General features: G+C 52.1%; 10 protein-coding genes. 3 read left to right on the top strand and 7 right to left on the bottom strand.

Translation table 11 applies throughout. The features are described 5' to 3' along the window. Positions 1-242: 242 nt before the first annotated feature. Positions 243-5,831 (bottom strand): pectinesterase family protein, encoded by a 5,589-nt coding sequence (locus ACPV3A_RS24670; RefSeq protein ID WP_426201833.1) that lies wholly within the window; start codon positions 5,829-5,831, stop codon positions 243-245. A gap of 88 nt (positions 5,832-5,919) precedes the next feature. Further along, complete coding sequence (locus ACPV3A_RS24665; protein ID WP_426201832.1) at positions 5,920-7,491, bottom strand: glycoside hydrolase family 28 protein; 1,572 nt, start codon at positions 7,489-7,491, stop codon at positions 5,920-5,922. A gap of 295 nt (positions 7,492-7,786) precedes the next feature. Between ACPV3A_RS24665 and ACPV3A_RS24660 the strand changes: the two genes are divergently transcribed. After that, positions 7,787-8,629, top strand: coding sequence for a helix-turn-helix transcriptional regulator (locus ACPV3A_RS24660; protein WP_194542452.1), 843 nt, complete (start codon positions 7,787-7,789; stop codon positions 8,627-8,629). A 58-nt stretch (positions 8,630-8,687) separates the two neighbouring features. Here ACPV3A_RS24660 and ACPV3A_RS24655 read toward each other — a convergent pair whose 3' ends face one another. Both ACPV3A_RS24655 and ACPV3A_RS24650 read right to left on the bottom strand, forming a co-directional pair. Next, a complete protein-coding gene (locus ACPV3A_RS24655) occupies positions 8,688-10,274 on the bottom strand; it encodes a glycoside hydrolase family 43 protein (protein ID WP_426201829.1) in 1,587 nt (528 codons plus the stop codon). A 16-nt stretch (positions 10,275-10,290) separates the two neighbouring features. Continuing rightward, positions 10,291-11,403, bottom strand: coding sequence for a glycoside hydrolase family 88/105 protein (locus ACPV3A_RS24650; RefSeq protein ID WP_426201827.1), 1,113 nt, complete (start codon positions 11,401-11,403; stop codon positions 10,291-10,293). Between the two features lie 278 nt (positions 11,404-11,681). Here ACPV3A_RS24650 and ACPV3A_RS24645 point away from each other — a divergent pair, with 278 nt between their 5' ends. After that, positions 11,682-12,608: a pectinesterase family protein gene (locus ACPV3A_RS24645; protein ID WP_426201825.1), complete on the top strand. Its 927-nt coding sequence runs from the start codon at positions 11,682-11,684 to the stop codon at positions 12,606-12,608. Further along, positions 12,608-14,041, top strand: coding sequence for a serine hydrolase domain-containing protein (locus ACPV3A_RS24640; RefSeq protein WP_194542448.1), 1,434 nt, complete (start codon positions 12,608-12,610; stop codon positions 14,039-14,041). Before ACPV3A_RS24645 ends, ACPV3A_RS24640 begins: the two co-directional genes overlap by 1 nt. Positions 14,042-14,234: 193 nt before the next feature. On the opposite strand, the gene ACPV3A_RS24635 is transcribed toward ACPV3A_RS24640, so the two are convergent. The 3 genes from ACPV3A_RS24635 to ACPV3A_RS24625 all read right to left on the bottom strand — a co-directional run bounded on the left by ACPV3A_RS24635 (position 14,235) and on the right by ACPV3A_RS24625 (position 17,911). Further along, complete coding sequence (locus ACPV3A_RS24635) at positions 14,235-15,728, bottom strand: extracellular solute-binding protein (RefSeq protein WP_426201823.1); 1,494 nt, start codon at positions 15,726-15,728, stop codon at positions 14,235-14,237. Positions 15,729-16,020: 292 nt separating this feature from the next. After that, positions 16,021-16,893, bottom strand: coding sequence for a carbohydrate ABC transporter permease (locus ACPV3A_RS24630; RefSeq protein ID WP_194542446.1), 873 nt, complete (start codon positions 16,891-16,893; stop codon positions 16,021-16,023). 46 nt (positions 16,894-16,939) lie between these two features. Further along, positions 16,940-17,911: an ABC transporter permease gene (locus ACPV3A_RS24625; RefSeq protein ID WP_426201821.1), complete on the bottom strand. Its 972-nt coding sequence runs from the start codon at positions 17,909-17,911 to the stop codon at positions 16,940-16,942. Positions 17,912-17,961 lie beyond the last annotated feature (50 nt).

Genomic DNA, 17,961 nt, shown 5'->3' with positions numbered 1-17,961 from the left:
CTTAGACTAAACCCCGTCTTTGTGAACTATTTCACTCTTACAACCCAAGTATATGAAACTCCTGTCTCCGTACATGTGATTGCAGTCATACTGAAATGGAACACTATGTGAACGTTCAGGATCCGAGAACTACGGGAGCCAGAGCAACACAAAAACAGGGATCTCATCATCCCTGTTTTGTGGATTCTGGAATAGAAGCATCATGATATCCAGCGTGATTCAAAATTTGAGGGCTTTAGAACTTATATAATCCCTTCTCTTAATGCCTCGGCATGCCGCAGCAGGATGTCCGCCGCCAGTTCTGACACATGTTTGCCCCGCTGTGCCCGGACCTCGTTCTCAAAGCTGCCCATATTTCCCTTTTCCAGCTTCTTTGTCAAACTGTTGGCGATACCGGCATTCCCAATCTCTCCGCTGCTCAGGAACCGTTCGATCAAAGCGATCATATCACCGGTGCTCGTAACCGTCTGAAATTCAATCTCAGCTACTGACGTATTGCCCGCAAGATCTGCTCCTTCAACGGTTAAGACATGACTCCCGAGCGGGAGCTGATACAGCGGGATGGCTTCACCGGGTTGAACGGGATTACCGTCCAGCTTGATAACCGTCCGGCTGTCGTCGACGCCGGAAACGGAATCGCTCATTTCAATGATCGGCGTCCAATCCCTGGAGACATTCCATCCTCCCTCCTGTACCGGTGTTTCTACGTGAATATCCGGTGGGGACAGATCCATGTTCAATACAATGGATCGGATGCTTTCTTCAAGACCTGCAGCGTTGACGGAGCGATAGTATATCGCAGCCGCGGCCGCTTCCCGGTCCAGAACGATCGGCCCCGAGTACGAAGTCCAGGTGATACCGTCTAAACTGTAGACGGTTTCGGTAACAGTTGAACCGTCGTCTTCCGCACTCAATTCAATGGTAACCGGCACCGTATACCAGCCGTTCAGGCCGTTCGGTGTTTCCGGTGTTATTTTGGACGATGTGTGCGGAGGTGTATCGTCTTCTTCCCCGTAAGGCTGCGGAAGAACAGGCATTCTAGTCGGATCCCAACCATCCGATCCCTTCATCATCATTGGAATCGTGTACAGATTCGCTTCCTCCGGCGTGAGCTGCTTCGACCAATTCGCGCGGGCTTCGGCTGCCGCACCAGGTCCGGTATTGTTATATTCATAGTATTTGGCGGTTTTCTCGTTATCCGGTCGTCCCCAGTTATGCCAGCCTTTATCGTGCACGATTCCTTCCATTTCCGTGTTCATGAACAGCACATGGGCAAAGGGTCTCCATGGTCGCCCGAGGTAGACATCTTCGATTCCATCCGCTCCTGTAATCCTGCTGTTGAGGAACAAATATCCGTAGGGCTGATTTTCCGGCGTGCTGGCAGCGGTAATATATCCGCCTGAACGGACATTGTGAATGACGCTCTGGTCAAACACGGCGATTCCAGGTCCATAGATAAAATCCACCGCTCCTTCAATATAACTGTTCTTTACATAGACCCGTTTCCCGGCATTGTTCACAAAGAACGTATCCTGATAACCGATCATGCGGACATTGTTGAAATAGGCCCGGTCTCCCCGAAGGTCCAGCGCGGGCGCCGGGCCTTGAGGACCCGCTCCATTCGCAAACGTGATGTTCTCGGCGGTAAAATCATCGGATTCGACGGCGGTGGCACGTTCATTGAATCCGGTGCCCGTTATCCCGGTATAGGTAATGACCGTATCTTCCTTGCTCTCGCCAATAAAGCTCACGGCATGCTTCGTCTTGGGAACGGTAACCTGCTCCTCATAGATTCCATTACGGATATAGATTATCGTTCGGTCCGTATTGCCATCCGGGATGGAGTCCACCGCGGCTTGAACGCTGGTAAACATGCCTATGCCGTCTTTCGCCACGACGATGACGGAAGCAGGCGTTGCTCCTTGAGGATCGCTTCCGACGCCCGGCCCGTTCTCGTTTACCGACTGCACCGAATAATAATAAGTTGTGCCGGCAACGACATCCGTATCGATAAAACCGGGCTGCCGCAAATCGGAGGCGACGACACTTCCTGATTCGCTTCTTGATTCCGACCTTCTGATTTGATAAGAAGCTGCACCTTCTACGGCTGACCAGGACAGCTTGACGTGGTCTTTGGCCGGGTTTAGTCGAAGATCACCCGGAGGCGGCGAGGTATTCGCAGGGAATAGAATGACCCGAACCGCTTCAGAATTCGCGCTGGAGGCGGTGCCGTTATGTGCGGAAACAACATAATAGTAGGCCGTCCCGTTCTCCAAGCCGCTTTCCTCATAGCGGATATCCTTTACTTGATCGGCAATGACCTTGTATGGGCCGCCGAGAACGGTGCTTCGCTTGATCTGATAACTCGAAGCATCGGGTGAGGCATTCCACGAGATCACCGCCGATGCATCGCCGGCACTCGCTTTAACATCCGCTGGCGACTCTAGCGGCGCCACCGGACGGACCTCGACCGGGTCGGACGCCTCGCTTTCGCCGGCAACGCTTGTCGCCGTCACCGTATAATAGTAGACTTTACCGTTTACAAGCCCCGTATCTCTAAAGAAAGGCTCTTCTGCGCGTCCTGCCTCAATATAAGGCCCTTCCTGACTTTCGCTTCGCTTCACCGTATAGGTGACCGCATGCTCCACCGGCTGCCAGGTGAGATCAGCCTGTGTGTTGCGGCTAAGTCCCGCGAGCTCCGTCGGGGCTTGCGGCTTTACGGCATTCACCGATGGCGTAACACGCACTTGGTTCGAGGGATCGCTTTCTCCTAAATCACTCACGCCGGTAACCACATAATAATAAGTGGTTTCGTTAATTACGCTTGTATCCGTATACGATGGATTGGAAGCACTCAGATCGGATGCCACCGTCTCGTACGGCCCCCCGTTTGTCGTGCTTCTTTTGACGGTATACGATAAAGCACCTTGGGCGTTATCCCAATCCAGCTGAACCTTCCCGTTCCCAGAGATCGCCCGTAGTCCTTTAGGTGCGGCTGCCGGTTCCACGTATACCTTGATGTTGTCGAAGTAATAAGTTCCCTTGCCGGTTCCGGGCGTTCTGCCGAACAATGCGCTACCTACTCCTAATGTCCGCATATCGTCTCTAAACTCAACCTGCTCGGCTGCCAGTGCGTTGTCTACGTAAATATCCATGGTGTTAGCCGCCGCATTGGCAATGACCTTCAGATTGTACCAGCGGTTAGCGGCCGGAAGGTCGGTTAACTTTACGTCTTGCCCATTCTTGTTCTTGTAAACCAGGGCGTACGCATCCTCCTGAATCGGTAACTGCGGCTTGCGCACCTCAAGAGCAATCGGCGTCTTGGTACCTTCTGCATCCTTAATCTGAAGCAGCACCGAAGTGCCGGGCATGGCCGGGGACATGAAATCCGTCTCGACGACTACCGTACCCAACTGCTGCGGGAAGCTCATGGCAAACCCGGTGCTGCCTACTGCATTATCGTATACCTTTAGCGACTTCTCGGAATCGTTGCCCGTAGAATTCGCAGGCACTTGCTCCACCGTGACCGTATGATCGGCATCCTGCGGATCCGGGATCACGCCATATCTGTCAGGCACCGAGCCGGCTTCAAGGTTTTCAAAATCATCGTTCACATAATATACGGTTTTCGGGCCGCTGCCTGTATCTGCCGATATATTGATGTTAGTAAATGTCGAGGTATTGTATTTCCACGTCTCATTGTTCACTTTGGCCGCATCCGCCACGAGTCCGACATAGGCTTGCTTAGGCAAATCGACTTGGACGTTTCCGACCGTGGTCCAGCTGGTTCCATCTTGAGAGATCATTGATGTGAATTGGTTATCCTTGCGGACAAGCTTAATCCAATAAGGCAGCTGAAATTGCTGCTCCGGCTGAATTCTCGCAACCTCTCCGCCCTCCTCGGCTCGACTCAGGGTAACACCTCTTTTCCCCGTACGAATATAAGGGACGACCAGGGAAACGAATGGAGCATCCTCCTTCAGGCTCTCGTGGAACATGATGCCGGCTTCTGCTTCCTCGTTCGTTGGGGTAATGTATTCAACCCGGGCCACAATTTCAGCGTCCCCCTCGATCTCCTGATAGGCAAAATGAAAGACGCCCTTCGCTCCGCCGATATCGCCTGCTGCCTTGACGGTCATCTCGCCGAGGGCATCACCAAGCTGGGTGTGTCCCGGTATTCCCGGACTGCCTATATCGGCCGACTTCCAAGGCTCGATGCTCCCTTCGGTGTTCGCATGAACGACCACGCTCGTCGAGAACGCCATCGTTCCCGTATCGTCGATCGCTTTCGCGGCCCAATAATGGGTGCCGTCCGCAGCGTCCGTCCACTCATAGCGGAACGGCATGCTGTCGTCCTCTCCAACCTTCTCTCCGTTCCGGTAAAACTCGACCTTCGATACGCTTCCGTCTTTATCGGACACGGACGCTTCAATCGTCACGTTCGATCCGGCTTTGACCACCGTGTTGTTTGCCGGAGCGGTAATGACTGCAGAGGGATTAGCTGATCCGTTTCCCGTCATGGAATTCAAATACAGCTCCAGATTCGTGTATCCTTCCTCATTGGCCAGATTGCGGTCACTCGGATCTCTCGGGTCCAGCCCGCGAGCGATCTCCCAATCATTCGGCATACCATCATGATCATCATCTTCTAACGTGGATCTGACCATCTCTACTAGCGGATATCCGCCTACTTCATTCTGAGAGTTGATATGCATGCCGGTTCGGTGAATAACGTCATGGATGATTCTGGCATCGACGGCATCCCGTTTCGGCAGGGTGGCTCCGGCGCTTTGCATAACCGCTTCATAAGCCTCTTCGGCGGATTCGGTCGGCAGTGGATTGGCAAAGGAAGCGGGAGTTTCCAGCTTCACGTAATCCGGATACTTATGAACGCCGGACCAGTTATCCTGTGTATATTCCGGATATCCGTCCATAACGTTGCCGTCAATATAGTAGCTTCCGGTACTCTCCGCATTCATAAACCGAACCACTTCCGTTTCAGGTCCGGGCTTGTAATAATTGTTGATCATATTGGTAACCGCGCCTTTGCCTCCGTACGAAGCAAAGAATCCCCAGTTGTAAACAACGTTATTGCGAAAATCATGGGAATTGCCTGCCGTGCTGTCAAACGCCGGGTTGCGGCTGGAGTTGTGGGCGATCAAATTATGATGAAAGCTGGTGTTCTTGCCGCCCCATATCCCGCCGTAGCCGTGTCTGCCTTTGACATGTTTGCTAATGTGCATGGCGTCTGCTATGATCGACCACTGCACCGTGACATTTTCGTTACCGTAAGGGCTGAGCACTTCGTCGACGGACCAGCTGAACGAGGAGTGGTCGATGATAATGTTTTTCTTATACCGTCCGCCAAAAGAGTCTGCTTCCGTTTCATTCATATCGCCCAGACGGAATCGCATATAACGGATGATCAGGTTGTTTCCATCAAAGGACGTTGGATACCCGATGACCGTAATTCCATCGCCCGGCGCCGTTTGGCCGGCAATCGTCAGATTGTCTCCGAGAATCTTAAGGGGAGATTTCAGCTCGATGACGCCGCCGACTTTAAATACAACGGTCCGGTTTCCAGCACTGACCGCATCACGAAGCGAGCCTGGGCCCGAGTCGGCCAACGTCGTTACCTCGTACACGTTGCCGCCACGGCCGCCGGTCGTATACTTTCCACCGCCTTCGGCCCCCGGAAATGCCGGCGTTCGCGAGGAATTGGACGGGGTTATGATTTCTGTGCCCTCCTCAGCATAAGCGGCTCCGCCGGAAAAACTTGTGAACAGCATGGTGAGGACAAGCATTTGCTTTAACCATTTTGCTGCTATCAATTGCGTACCTCCTTATCATTTTGAAATGCTTGCAACGGTTATAATTCGATCACCTCCTTTCTAAGCCTTATTGAATCCAACAGCAAAGCTACTTGATCACGACCTCCTCCGGTTCCACTTCAGAAGAAATCATAATCTGCCTAGCCTTATCGGCCTTCAGCCCCGAGCATTCGATTTGCCTGGACCGTTCCCCGGTCACCACCAGCAGGCGGTCATCCTGTGAGCCCCCTTCTCCGCTGACATTCGCCACCTGAGCATTTCGGCTTTGGTGAAAGAGAAGCAGCTGATTTTCCTGATTACGAAGGACGATGTCCTGAATACTGAGGTTCTTTCCATTTCGGCATACAATGCCTTCCCGACTTGTGATGGCCGACCTCTTCACCGTCAAGTTCTCCACCGGCATCTCCGGCAAGCCGTTGATGAGCAGCGCAGTGTGCGCACCGCTGCACACAATATCCTGAATGACAATATTCCGGAACACGGGGGTTTCCTCGGTAACGGGCAGCATCACTTCCGTTTGATACTCGCCGGAGCCGGCTTTCCCTTCGTAATATAAATTGAAGGAGATCGCATCCCCGTCGATATCCCGCATCCGGATCCTTTCAATGAAGATGTTCTCGACCACGCCGCCGCGACCGCGGCAACTTTTAAAACGAATGCCGATATCGGTGCCGATGAAGGTGCAATCGGATACGTATACATCCTTGATGCCTCCGGACATTTCACTGCCGACCACGATGCCGCCGTGGCCGTGATAAACGGTGCAGTTCCGGATGCTGATCCGCTCACTCGGCTTTCCCAGCAGGCGCCCGGCTTCATTTTTACCGGACTTCAGACAAATCGCATCATCTCCTACATCAAACGAGCTGTTTTCCACGATTACGCATTTGCATGAATCGATGTCCAGACCGTCCCCGTTCTGGGCATACCATGGATTGCGGACGGTAATGTTCTGAATGGTAATCTGCTCTGATGCCCAAGGATGCAGGCACCAGGCTGCGGAGTTTTGAAAGGTCGGGCCGCTGAGCAGGATCCGCTTGCACTTTCTAAAGCTGAGCAGATTGGGCCTCAGGTAGTCTCTCACAGGCGCATAGTCATGTGGATCCTCGCTGCCTGTCTGTTCGATCCGGGCCAAGTTCTCCTTCCCGTCCCGGGCAGCCGGCGTTGGCCACCACAGTCCCTCGCCATCCACGACACCACCGTTGTGAATTAAACGATCCCACTGGCTTTCGGTCAGCTTCCCTTGCTTAACCGGCCTCCAGGCTTCGCCGCTTCCGTCAAAGATGCCGCTGCCGGTAATCGCGATATCCTCCAGCCCTTCTCCATCGAGCGGAGACTGGCAGCGGAACATCTGCCGGCCCTCATAAGTAGACATCCGGATCGGATAAGCTTCGAATTGCTTGCTGAACACAACAAGCGCACCGGCAGAGGCGTGAAGCTCAATCCGGCTCTGCAGGGTCAATGGACCGGTGTGCCAGATCCCGGGAGGGATGACCACCTTCCCACCACCGGCCTTAACGCAGGCTTCAATCGCTTGATGAAATGCCTCGGTGTTGTCATATACGCCGTCTCCAACGGCTCCATAGTCCGTAATCGTTACGATATACTCCGGGATCACTGGCAAGTCAGGACATATCGCTTCTTCTGTTTGTTTGATCATGTGTACCTCCGTATTTGTAAGATTGCTTATTCGATTTATACCGGCAGGACGATATACCTTCCGCCTTGTTCGGTAGGCATTTCGATGACATGGCCATGGCGTTCCATCGGGACCTCTATTCCATCCGGGGTTAAAAAAACTTCTGCTCCTCTGAAAACTCATACTTTCTTTCATCTTAAAAATTGTTGCCGATTGCGTTCAAAGCCCTTGAAGATCGGCTGCAGGCATGATATATAATTTTCTACGATCACAATCGGTGGTAATCCAACCATGCGAACTAAGGAGTTAATGAGGAATGAATGACCGGCTGCAGCCCAAGTACCATATCGGAGATCATGATTTCTCCATCCAATACATGTCGCGAAACGGTTCCAGCAGCATGCCCCGTCCGCATGAGCATCCCTACTTTGAGCTGTATTACTTGCTTAACGGTGAGCGGGTCTACTTCATGGACGATAACGTGTTTACCGTCAAAAAAGGGGACATGATGATCGTGAACCCGCATGATCTCCACTCAACGGCAAGCTCCGATAAGCTGACCTTCGAGCGGGTGCTGATCAGCTTCTCCAGAAGCTTCATCGAACAAGGCGATGCCGGCGTCGCCAAGCTGCTCGATCACGGGACGTCCAGACTCGTTCGCATTCCGCTGAAGCATCAGCCCGAAATCGAACGGTTGCTCCTCTCGATGCTCGCAGAATGCCAAACGGAGCAGACTCACTACAGCTCATTGGTTCGCGCATGGATGAACGAGCTGCTCATCCGCCTTCATCGGATCGAGACCACGCTTCAATTCCAAACCCATGAATATGAGCATCCGATGCATCAGAAAATTTCAGAAATTGCCCAATATATCAAATCCAATTATCATGAAAGGCTTACGCTGGAGCAGGTCGCCAAGCAGTTTTACATCAGCCCTTCCTATCTCAGCAGAGTGTTCACCAAGCTGACAGGCTTTCACTTTCGCGAATACCTGCAGGTGGTACGAATTCGCGAAGCACAGAAAATGCTCGTGAACAGCAGAGAATCCGTACAATTCATCTCCGAGCAAGCCGGATTTGAGCATATTGCCCACTTTAATAAAACCTTCAAAAAAATCGCGGGGACCACGCCTCTTCAGTACCGCAAGCGTCATGGATAGAATCGGGGCTGTTCCAAAGTTGTTACCGTCTTGGAGCAGCCCCGTAATCTTTCTCTTTCTATATCTCTCCTCTTCCAACCCTAAACCAGTCGATATCCACATACCCTCTATCCGCTTGTTCTTCCGTACTTGCCGCGAACAATCCGACCTTGGCACCGACCCAGTGACCCTTTTCGGCTTCGAACTCCCTATCTCCGCACGGCAAGAAAGGACCATCGGCAGAAGCAAAATAGAAGCGGCATTGAGCACCGGGATGAACGGTCACCCGAAGCGTTACCTTCCCTTCATCCAATCCGTCGGACCACACCACATTCTCCTCCGAGCCGTTCCCTTGGGCCTGGATGATTTCCATGCCGGAGCCGTCCGCCTTCATCTGAATGGCCGCATAAGCGAATGTTCGTCCGAATACGATCAAGCCCGCCCGTTCACCAGGCTTTAGCGCCGTTCCATCCAGTTTGGCTTCCGCATGAAATACTTCCGCCGGGAATTTCTGCATCAGCAAGTGAGGAGCATCGTAGATCGTGCGCGAAGGCTGGTTCTCCGGCACCGGGAAGGCGAATAATCGCAAATGGCTTTCCTCCTCGAATGCATACCAGGCCGGATTCGGATTAGCCTGCCACTGCCACTGAAGGCCAAGCTGAGCGTCTTCGAACTCGTCTGAATCGTCCGGTGCCTCAATCCTGTGTTCCCCGCCGACGTTTGGCTTCGGATAACGCAGAACCGGTTCGCCGATCCCGTCTCCATTCGTATCGGCACCCATTTCCGGCCAATCATCCACCCAGCGTATCGGCTGCAGATGAACAATTCTTCCGTAGGCCCCTTTGTCTTGAAAATGCATAAACCAGGATTCTCCCGAATCCAGCTCTACCCAGCCGCCCTGATGCGGGCCGTTAATCGGGCTATCGCCTTGATGCAGTACGATTTTGTCTTCATAAGGGCCAAAGACCGAGGTTGACCGAAGCACGGTCTGCCACCCCGTTGATACTCCCCCGGCAGGCGCAAAAATATAGTAATAACCATTTCGTTTATACATCTTCGGCCCTTCCATCGTCGGATGACGTTCGGTCCCGTCGAAGACAATCTGACCTTCATCCAAGAGGCGCTTTCCGTCCGGGGACATCCGGCACATTCTTAACAGATGCTTGATGCCGCATCTACTTTTGGCAAACGCGTGAACCAGGTAGGCCTGGCCGTCATCGTCCCAGAACGGACACGGGTCGATCAAGCCTTTCCCCTCTTGAACCAGATGCAGAGGCGTCCAGCTGCCTGCCGGGTCCGCAGCTGTGCTCATCATGATGCCGACATCCGGATCCCCATAGAACACCCAGTACTTGCCGTCATGGAACCGAAGGGCCGGAGCCCAGACGCCGTTCCCATGTTGAGGGACGTCATAGCCCGGCAGCTCCATCCGGGGCAGCACATGATTAATAATCCTCCAGTTAATCAAATCCTTCGAGTGCAGAATCGGCAGTCCCGGCAGATGACCGAAGCTGGAGGCCGTCATATAAAAATCTTCCCCGACCCGGATCACATCCGGATCCGAATAATCCGCATGAAGCACCGGGTTCACGAACGTCCCGTCTCCCTGATCCGACAACCATGATTTGTTCTGTAATGCTTGCAGCGATGACGATGAGTGCATCATTTAGTTCCTCCTCCTATCACGAATCTGCTAACCGCTCCATTTCCAGACTGGCAAGGATGAAAGGCGCTACGCCAATCTGGGCGTCGGACACCACTTGTTCACTGATGTAATATTCATACGAGCCGTTGCGGTCATCGCTGAGCCCCGCTCCATGACATATGGAATGAAGATGCACGCCGGTTTTGCCAGCCTCAACAAACCGCTGGATCAAACCTTCGTAAGCCCGCTCCGCAACAGGTCTTGAAGGCTGTTCCAGATACTGGAGCCGAACGCCCTTGGCCAAAGCGTAAATAAACATGGAGGAGCCGGAGGTTTCAAGATAATTGCCTTCCCGGAAGCCCTGATCGAGCACCTGGAACCACAGCCCGCTCTCTTTCTCCTGATAACGTGCCAGCGCTCGGCTTAGGCGTTCGAATATGCCAATCATCGTACCTCGCTTCGGATGATCTACCGGAAAAAATTCAAGACTGTCCACTAGCGCCATCGCATACCAGCCCAAGGCCCGGCTCCAAAAATGCGGGGACCGCCCGCTTTCCGGATCGGCCCATACCTGTTCCTTCGCTTCATCCCATCCGTGATAGAGCAGGCCCGTCTTGGAATCCCGGGTTCTACGCTCCACCAGCAGAAGCTGGTGAGCTACCTCGTCGAACAGTTCAGGCTGGTTATAAGTTTTGGCATACTGGGCCAGAAACGGCGATGACATATAGAGCCCATCCAGCCACATCTGAAACGGGTATACTTTTTTGTGCCAAAAACCGCCGTCCGTCGTTCTGGGCTGGCTGATCAGCTGGGCGGCTAGCGTATGGGAAGCCTTTTCATAACGGGAGTCATGAAATCTGGCACTTAGCGCAAATAAATTTTTCCCCTGATTGATCTGGTCCAGATTATATTCTTCGATTCTGTACCCCCGAATGTCCCCATCAGCCTGAACAAACAGATCCATATGCCGCTTCATGAAATCAAAATAATCGTCCTTGTTATAAAAGTCCCCTGTGCGGGCGACCGCCATGAGCATCATCCCGGGAACATACGCCCACCGGCGGGCAATTTCCGGGTGAAGTCCCTCGCTGTCCGCTTGACGGAGAATGGTTTCCGCCGTCCGGACGGACCAATTGTTCTCTTGCTTCAATACCGCCTCACCTCAATATCCTTGGAAGATTTAATCTCAAGCCTCATTATAAAGAAACATAAACGATAAAAATTCCGGATTTGATGCTGAATCAATCGCGTTTTTTGCATTTTATGCTCTGTTTACTTTCCCTCTAGAAAACAAGTCTAAGAAGCTGTTTTTTTTCAAATCCGGCAAAAAAGGCAAAGAATGACTCGATTTAAACATCGGAGATGTTTTTATTRGAATCTCCAATTCGATAACATAGATATAAAATCCATAGAGGAGCGTGTTCATCGATGAAAATCACAGTAGATCCCAACGGGCAAGGCGACTTCGTGACGGTGCAATCTGCAATCGACTCGATTCCCGAACAGTCCGATTGTCTTGTCATCATCGAAATTAAAAAAGGTGTTTACCGTGAGAAAATCAACATTCCTTCATCGAAACCAGCCATCCGTATGATCGGTGAAGGACCTGAAGAAACGATTCTTACATATTCGGATAACGCCCACACCTTAGATGAAGATGGACAACCCCTCGGGACCTTTCGCAGCGGAAGCTTCTATATCTGCGCAAATGATTTCAGCGCCGAACAATTGACCATCCGCAATGATTCCGGTCCTGGGACGGGTCAGGCAGTCGCTGCCTTTATCGATGCCGACCGGGTGTCCTTTCGGTATGTAAAACTTGAAGGTGATCAAGATACGCTCTATGTGTCCGGCGGACGTCATTTCTTTGCCGAATGTTATATCGAGGGCGATGTCGATTTTATATTTGGGCCTGCAACGGCCGTATTCGACCGGTGCACCATCCACTGCAAGCGGTCCGGTGGTTACCTGACCGCAGCCAATACGCCGGAGGAAGCGGAGTTTGGCTATGTCTTTATCGATTGCAAAATCTCGGGAGCACCCGGTGTTGAGAACGTATACCTTGGCCGGCCTTGGCGTGCTTATGCCAATGTGGTGTTCATCCGATCCGAGATGGACGGCTCCGTTCATCCACAGGGCTGGCATAACTGGAACCAACCGGACCGTGAAGAAACATCGCGTTATGCCGAATTCGGCAGCCGCGGCCCCGGAGCATCCCCCTCCTTGCGGGTTGCGTGGTCCAGGCAGCTCACTGAGACCGAGGCTAAACGGTTTACCATCGAACATGTGCTCAGTGGCCAAGACCGTTGGTATCCGCCCTACACTCCTGGTACATCCAATCAGACGAGAGGTTGATGATGATGACTGCACTGGCTCGAGTCCGTCCGGAGGACGTCGGTATTCCTCCTTCCGCCATTCTCCGCTTTATGGAGGATATGACGGAAAGGAATATGAACCTGCACAGCTTTATGCTGCTTCGGCATGGCAAAGTAGCTGCCGAAGGTTATTACTCCCCTTTTCACAAGGATTTAAGGCATCCGATCTTCTCCGTCAGCAAGAGCTTGACATCGGCAGCCGTCGGCATTGCCATCGGTGAAGGACGGATCTCCCTGGAGGACAAGGTCATTCATTTTTTTCCGGATAAGCAGCCGGAGACCGTACACCCGTACACAGCCGATATGACCATCCGGCATCTGCTGAGTATGCAAACCGTCCACCGAAAATCAACCAATAAAGAGGCCCGGGATATCGTGTTCGAGTATCTTCATACGCCACCGAGTCATCCCCCGGGGACCGTCTTTGCCTACGATACGACAGGTACGCATACGCTCTGCGCCATACTCCAACGGGTTACGGGGACAACCGTGCATGACTATCTCGATGACCGCTTGTTTCAGCCCCTCGGGATGCAGGATATCGAGTGGGAGACCTGCCCGCTCGGAATTAACCAGGGCGGCAGCGGAGCCTATTGCACCACGGAGGATCTGGCCAAATTCGGTCAGCTCTATCTGCAGGACGGGCTGTGGAACGGAATCCGGATCCTGCCGGAGGGCTGGGTAGAGTTAAGCACGTCCAAGGTCGTTGATAACTCCAGCGCCGGAATTCTGCTGGAAGGACGAAGCGGGTACGGATACCAGTTCTGGCGAGCCAGGCGTCAAGCCTACTGCGCTTTCGGCGCAGGCGGGCAATTCGTCCTTGTCATCCCAGACCATGACGCCGTTTTTGTCTCGACGGCCAACACCATGCTGAACCGGGATGAACACCAAGGAATCCTCGACTGCGTTTGGACCCATCTGGTTTCTTCCATGCAGGAGCCCTGCCCTTTCGATGATGCCGGTTATGACCGGATGCAGAAGCGTCTGAGCGCCTTGAAGCTCCATCTGCCGGATGGAAGCTTGATCTCCAGTACAGCCGTGCAGGTCTCGGGGCAGCAATATCGCCTAGCTGCTAATGAGCCGGGATGGACAGGTTGTCATTTTACGTTCAGTGAGCAAGCATGCGAGCTCACCTTCATTCATGAAACCGGTCGTCCCCGTGTTGTATGCTCCATGAATGATTGGCATATCGGTCCTGACCCTTTTTTCGGCCTTCCCTCCGCCTGTGGTGCCGTATGGGCAGACCCGTCGACCTGCTTGATCCACATTCAGCTGCTGGAACAACAGCAGATGTTTATCCTTACCTGCCGTTTTGACCGCGATGGTCTTGTGCTGCAAATCAAGCCGGCTGGCGCGCTTAGAACGAATCATCTTGATCTCGTGCTAATTGGAACGAAAATGGACAGCCCATGAACCGAGTGCTCCTAATTTGCCTCATTTATATAAGTTGAATGTGTGATTTGCCTATAAGGCAGCCGTGTGAAATGTTCTTTCGATCATTAATACAGATATATTAGTAGTGAGAGACAAAGCAGCCAAGGACACCAAAGGCACTTCCTTTTACTTGCCAGCTTTGTCTCTCGTTTACATTGCTCCTCAATGACCGCTATTTTTGATTCGTGTTAGATTCTTTATATTCTGCAGCCATTTGATCTCCGCCGCTCTTTCTCCATTTCTCCACTTCCGCCTTCCAGCCGGCCTCGTCAATCTGCCCCATAATGAACTTGGTTTGCGCATCGGTGATGATCTGCTCCAGCTCTCCGCCGCGTTCATTGTAAGTCGTCGATTTCAGGGTAAGCGCCGGATTCGGTACAATGTAATTCTCGTTCTCATACACGATTTGTTTGTTCTTGTTGAACAGCTCCGTTCCTTTCGGTTTCTTCTCCATGTTGTACAAATCGCCCCGTTGTGGAAACGTATCGCGATAAGGCTTGACTTCTTGAGCGTCCTTATCCGCATCGATCGTTACGGTATAATCTCCTTCGACTTTGTAATGCACGCCTTCGATGCCTTTGTTAATAACATTGACCATCTCGGGATCCAGCAGCTTGTCAACGAAGGTCAGCACTTTAGCCAGCTCTTCTTCAGACTTGACCGTCGATCTCGGGATTGCCAGGAAGCCGGTATTTCCGCTTTCCCCCGGAACACGAATGCCTTCTGGACCTTGCAGCGGAGATACGTCGACAACCGCTTCCGGAACAACCTTCTCCAGCTTGGTTTGCAGCGATTGACCGTTACCGCCGGAGATCCGGATATTCGCGCGGCCCGATTCATACACCTTATTGAGCTCGGAGGAATCAACCACGGCGAAATCCTGATTAATCAGCTTCTCTTCATATAATCTTCTAAACAGCTTCATGACATCGAAGAACTGCTCGGATACAAACTCCGGATAGAAATTGCCTTGCTCGTCGATGCCCCATTTATTAGGTGCGCCTTGGGAAACGGCAAGCCGGGTCAAGGTCGATGCCGTACCCTGGTTATAGCCTTTGTCGAGCATCATTCCGTAGGTGTCCCTTTTTCCGTTGCCATCCGGATCCTCCTCCGTGCTGAATCGGATAATTTCATACCAATCATCCAGAGTGACAGGCTCCTTCAAGCCGGCTGCATCGAGCCAGTCCTTGCGGTAGCTGACGATCGCCCGGCCCATGTCCCGGAACAGAGGGATGCCGTATACTTTGCCGTTCACGCTGATGTTGTCGTAATAGGCCTGCGGCTGCGCGGCCAAATTCGGGTAATTTTTCAATTGGTCGGTGATGTCCCAGAACAGATCGGCTTCGAGTGAGCTGATCGTCGTTGGCGTATAGTTCAGCTTGATCAGCTTCGGAAGCTCATTGGAAGCGACCATGACGTTAACCTTCTCGTCGTATGCAGAGTAGGGGATCCACTGAATCCGCAGATCCGTGTTCGTGTATTCGCGTATTTTTTCCTCCATCTGATTTTTCGGGTCGGGTATTTCCCCAACCTGATTAACCACCAGGGTGAGCGGATAAGGTCCGTCGCCATTGACCCCGCTCCCGCCGCTTTTGTCTCCGCAAGCCGTTACAACCATCATCCCCGCCAGCATTGCCATAACGGTTGTCATCCATCTTTTCTTCATCTTTAGCCCTCCATCATATTCATTTCTATTGAAACCCTCTTATGAGGTAGTTCAAAAAGTCGTCTTCCCATGACGAAGTAGTTCGGGAAGAGGGTTCGACGTCGAATCTTGAATTCAGCCGGGCCTAAGCAGATGCTTCCGAAGCATGTTTCCTACGAAACATTTCAGGTGCTCACGTACCCAAAACGTACGCTCCGCTCCTGACGTTCCTAGCTTCATTCAACCTTCTCGGTCCTAGAAACCCGTCTTTTTGAACTCGCATTCTTACTGGGAAGAAGGCGCATCCAACCGGTTATCCTTTCACTGAGCCCAGCATGACGCCTTTCGCAAAATGCTTCTGCAGAAAAGGATACACGAGCAGAATGGGCACGGTGGCAAAAACGATGACCGCCATACGAATCGTTAACGGCTGCACGTCCATTTCGTCGAAGCTGGAATCCCCTACCCGGCTCTGTGCCAAAATCACGATTTCCCTAAGCAGAACCTGAATCGGCCATTTCTCGTTATCATTGATGTATAGAATGGCATTAAAAAACGTGTTCCAATGAGCAACTGCGTAAAACAAACCGAACGTGGCCATCGCTGGCAGCGACAATGGAAGCACAATTCGAATCAGAACTCCCAAGTCATTGCAGCCATCGATTTTAGCCGAATCCTCCAGCCCGTCGGGAATTTGCTGGAAGAAGTTCTTCAGCACGATCAGGTTAAACGCACTGATGGCACTTGGTATCATCAAGGACCACAGCGTATTGGTCAAATTCAACCCGTTCACGACGAAGTATGTTGGGATCATCCCCCCGCTAAACAGCATCGTGATCAATACGCCGAGCAGGATGGGATTTCTGCCCCGGAGATGAGGCTTGGACAACGGATAAGCCATCAGCGATGTAAACGCCAGGTTGATTAGTGTTCCTACTACCGTAATATAGATCGAAACGAGCAAGCTTCGCGGCAGTGTGTCGGACGAGAAAATATATTGGTACGATACGAGCGACCATTCTTTGGGCCATAGAATCAACCCACCCTTGGCGACTTCAGCCGGACTGGCAAACGAAACCGCCAGCACATACACGAATGGAAGAACACACACGATCGCAACGATGAATAAAATCGAATGGTTAATGATATCAAACAGGCGATTGCCCCAGGTTTGATCTTGACGCACGTTTATTCCCTCCTGTCATTTCAAAAAATGCATCCGCGGCATCCTCCTAGTACACCCCTTCTTCCCCGAATCGCTTGGCCATCCAGTTTGAACCGAGAACCAGAATCAATCCGACAAAGGATTTAAACAAACCGACGGCTGCGCTGTAACTGTACTGTGCCTGCGTCATCCCTTTGGTGTATACATACGTATCGAATACTTCACTCACTTCCCGGTTTGTCGGCGTGATCATCAGGAAGATTTGCTCGAAGCCCGAGTCCAGGAAGTTGCCTAAACGAAGAATAAGCAAAATGATGATCGTGCTGCGGATGGCTGGCAGCGTGATATGCCACAGCTGACACCAGCGTCCGGCTCCGTCGATCCGTGCGGCTTCATACTGCTGCAGGTCTACGCCAGCAAGGGCGGCAAGAAAGATCACGGTGCCCCAGCCTACTTCCTTCCAGATCGACTGGGACACAATCATCGTCCGGAACCAGTCCTTCTCCAGCAGGAATGCGATTTTCTCTCCCGTTATCTGATAAATGATTTCATTCAGAATGCCGTTCTCGGTCGTAAACAATATATAGAAAATACCGACAACGACAACCCAGGATACAAAATGCGGAATGTAGATCAAGGTTTGTACAAACCTTTTGAAGCGCTCCCGCCTTAGCTCATTCAGCATGAGCGCCAATATAATCGGCAGCGGAAAGAAAAAGATCAGATTATATAAAGCTAAAATGATGGTGTTTCGAAAAAGCATCCAAAACTGCGGTTCGCTGAAAAAGCGCTCGAAATGCTTGAACCCGACCCACGGGCTGCCGAAGAACCCGGTATGCGGCTTGTAATCCTGAAAAGCCATCGTCACCCCGTACATCGGCACGTATTTAAATACGATAAAATACAGCACTCCTGGCAGCAGCATCAGATACATCCACCTGTCCCTGACCAGATCCCTTAGTAAGAGCTTTCGTTTCTCCAGGCGCAGTTCCCTCTTTACTTGCGGGTCGACTGTTGCCGGAGCTTGATTTGTTTTCATAGCACCTCTCCTCAAAGTTTTGTAAGCGTTACTTCTTGAATGAGATTCGA

It is taken from the genome of Paenibacillus sp. Dod16, assembly GCF_049893405.1.
In the GTDB taxonomy this organism is placed as follows: domain Bacteria; phylum Bacillota; class Bacilli; order Paenibacillales; family Paenibacillaceae; genus Paenibacillus_AQ.
The sequence above is the reverse complement of the archived record's forward strand: the minus strand, read 5'-3'. Positions and strand labels throughout refer to the sequence as shown.

Bases quoted from the DNA above. Each gene is read 5' to 3' on its own strand.
- ACPV3A_RS24635 (WP_426201823.1), bottom strand. From the start codon at position 15,728: ATGAAGAAAAGATGGATGACAACCGTTATGGCAATGCTGGCGGGGATG.
- ACPV3A_RS24640 (WP_194542448.1), top strand. From the start codon at position 12,608: ATGATGATGACTGCACTGGCTCGAGTCCGTCCGGAGGACGTCGGTATT.
- ACPV3A_RS24665 (WP_426201832.1), bottom strand. From the start codon at position 7,491: ATGATCAAACAAACAGAAGAAGCGATATGTCCTGACTTGCCAGTGATC.
- ACPV3A_RS24655 (WP_426201829.1), bottom strand. From the start codon at position 10,274: ATGATGCACTCATCGTCATCGCTGCAAGCATTACAGAACAAATCATGG.
- ACPV3A_RS24625 (WP_426201821.1), bottom strand. From the start codon at position 17,911: ATGAAAACAAATCAAGCTCCGGCAACAGTCGACCCGCAAGTAAAGAGG.
- ACPV3A_RS24660 (WP_194542452.1), top strand. From the start codon at position 7,787: ATGAATGACCGGCTGCAGCCCAAGTACCATATCGGAGATCATGATTTC.
- ACPV3A_RS24645 (WP_426201825.1), top strand. From the start codon at position 11,682: ATGAAAATCACAGTAGATCCCAACGGGCAAGGCGACTTCGTGACGGTG.